Genomic DNA, 2,432 nt, shown 5'->3' with positions numbered 1-2,432 from the left:
GGGCGGGCTGCTCCTGGTGGGCGGAGGCCTGGTCGCGACGGGCTACTGGGTGGACCGGCAGACGGGCGGCGCCGGCATGGAAGTGCTCGCGCAGACCCAGGCCCGGGCCCAGCGGACCGCGGACCTCAACACCCGCTACCCCTTCCAGCCGCCCGCCGCGGGCAAGGTGCTGAAGCTGGACGAGGCGCGGCTGGAGACCTACCTCGCGGTGCGCGAGGCGACCCTGCCCGCCTACCAGGTGCTGGAGAAGGAATCGCTCGAGTACGTCAAGACGCATGGCAAGGAGCTCGACCGCGGAAGCCGTCGCGCGCTGCTCCAGGCCTCCAGCGCCTCCATGCGCATGGTGGGCAAGGCCCAGACCGTCCTGCTCCAGAACCTGGAGGCGCAGCGCATGTCGCCCCTGGAGTTCCACCGCCTCACCGCCGTGGTGTACCCGCCCCCCCAGGCGGTGCCGGACGCAGGCACGCCAGCGGTATCCGTGGCGTCGGATCCGGCGAACATCGCGCTGCTGGAGGAGCAGCTCGCCGCGCTGACGCCCCAGCTGGAGGACCCGAAGGTCACCGAGGCCGAGCGGCTGCAACTGGAGCAGCGCCGCGCCGGGCTGCGCAAGTACATCACCCAGCTGGAGCTGTCCTCGGGCAAGGACGTGAAGGACGCCAACGCCGCCCTGCTGAAGAAGCACGCGGCGCGCATCGCGAAGGTGGCGAACCCCACGTTCGACGAGCTCCTGTCGAAGCCCCTGGCGGCCGGCACCGCGGGCCTGCCCACGCCCTGAGCGTCAGGCCTCCACCTGGCTCGCGGAGCGGCGGTGCATGAGGCTTGCGCCCACCGCCCCGCCAATCACCGCCAGGATGATGCCCACCGACAGGAGCGGCGGGATGTGCACCCACTGCTCCACGACCATCTTCACGCCCGCGAACGCCAGCACCCCCGCCAGGCCGTAGTGCAGGTACTTCAGCTGCCCCACGGCCCCGGCGATGACGAGGTAGAGCGCGCGCAGCCCCAGGATGGCGAAGGCGTTGGAGCTGTAGAGGATGAACGTGTCGGTGGTGACGGAGAACGCGGCCGGCACCGAGTCCACCGCGAACAGGATGTCCGTCACCTCCAGCCCCACGAGCGCCAGCAGCAGCGGCGTGGCGAGCCTGCGCCCCTGGCGCTTCACCACGAAGCGCGGCCCCTCCACCTGGTCCGTCACCGGCAGCTTGCGGGACAGCCACGACACGACGCGGTTGTCCTCCTGCTTCGCCGGGTCCTCGCGGAAGACGCGCCACGCGGTGACCAGCAGGATGGCGCCGAAGACGTACGACACCCAGCCCCAGCGCTCCAGCGCCGCCGCGCCCACGAAGATGAACAGGGCCCGGAACACCAGCGCGCCGAAGATGCCCAGGAAGAGCACCTCGTGCTGGTAGCGCTGGGGCACGTTCAGGCTGCGGAAGATGACGAGGAAGACGAAGACGTTGTCCAGACTGAGGCTCTTCTCGATGAGCCACGCCGCCAGGTATTCGTGGCCTCGCTGGCTGCCCAGCGTCACCCACACGAAGCCGCAGAAGCCCAGCCCCAGCCCCACCCACGCCAGGCTCCACAGGAGCGCCGCGCGGCGCGACTGTCCCCGTCCACCCCGGTGTGCCAGCAGGTCCACCACCAGCAGTGCGAGGAGCAGCGCCCAGAAGACGACCCAGGCCCAGGAAGGGGTGCTTTGCATGACCCCTTCAACCTAGGCATCGCCCCGGCTTACGCTCGGGGAAGGGGCTCGCGCGGAGTCAAATCCTACCCATATCGGTCGGCATGACACCCCGGACCGAAGGGATGGGCTGCGGCAGGGCGAGCGTTGTCCTCTTCCCTGCTCAGGATGTGATACTTCCCAGGAAGCCCAGGAACCTCATGATTCTCAACACTCCAAAGGCGGTGCGATGAACACGGTCATCTTCGCTTGTACGCAGAACGCGGGTCGCTCGCAGATCGCGGCGGCCTTCTTCAACCTGCTGGCGGACCCGGCGAAGGCTCGCGCCATTTCCGCGGGGACACAGCCGGCCGAGCGTCTGCATCCCGAGGTGCTCGCGACCATGAAGGAAATGGGCGTGGACCTGGGAGACGCGAAGCCGCAGCGGCTGACGCCGGAGCTGGTGAAGAGCGCGCAGATTATGGTGACGCTGGGCGGGCTGCCGGACGTGCCCGTGGTGGCGGACCAGAAGCGCGAGGACTGGCCCATGATCGAGGACACGGTGGGCAAGTCCGCGGCGGAGGTGGAGAAGATTCGCGACATGACGGCCGCCATCGTGTCGGACTTCGTGACCCGCCACGGCTGGGAACGCGCGCCGTAGGCAGGTGCGGAAGGCAGCACCCTCCTGACGTGTGACCGTGGGTGTTCCGGGCCTGATGGAGGACGGACGGACACGCAGGGGAGGGGATGGGAACCGCGAGGCCTGTCGTCG

3 protein-coding genes are annotated in these 2,432 nt (G+C 69.4%); 2 read left to right on the top strand and 1 reads right to left on the bottom strand.

The window, feature by feature from the left end; translation table 11 throughout:
- Positions 1 to 775 (top strand): hypothetical protein (locus D7W81_RS42680; protein WP_120560704.1); only part of this gene is annotated, 775 nt, incomplete at its 5' end.
- A 3-nt stretch (positions 776 to 778) separates the two neighbouring features.
- On the opposite strand, the gene D7W81_RS40840 is transcribed toward D7W81_RS42680, so the two are convergent.
- On the bottom strand, positions 779 to 1,702 hold the full coding sequence (locus D7W81_RS40840) for a TerC/Alx family metal homeostasis membrane protein (RefSeq protein WP_120560703.1): 924 nt from the start codon (positions 1,700 to 1,702) through the stop codon (positions 779 to 781).
- 208 nt (positions 1,703 to 1,910) lie between these two features.
- Here D7W81_RS40840 and D7W81_RS40835 point away from each other — a divergent pair, with 208 nt between their 5' ends.
- Positions 1,911 to 2,321 (top strand): arsenate-mycothiol transferase ArsC, encoded by a 411-nt coding sequence (locus tag D7W81_RS40835; RefSeq protein WP_120560702.1) that lies wholly within the window; start codon positions 1,911 to 1,913, stop codon positions 2,319 to 2,321.
- The last annotated feature ends 111 nt before the right edge of the window (positions 2,322 to 2,432 follow it).

It is taken from the genome of Corallococcus aberystwythensis, from assembly GCF_003612165.1.
GTDB lineage: Bacteria > Myxococcota > Myxococcia > Myxococcales > Myxococcaceae > Corallococcus > Corallococcus aberystwythensis.
Note: the sequence above shows the minus strand (reverse complement) of the source record. Positions and strands in the feature narration are given on the sequence as shown.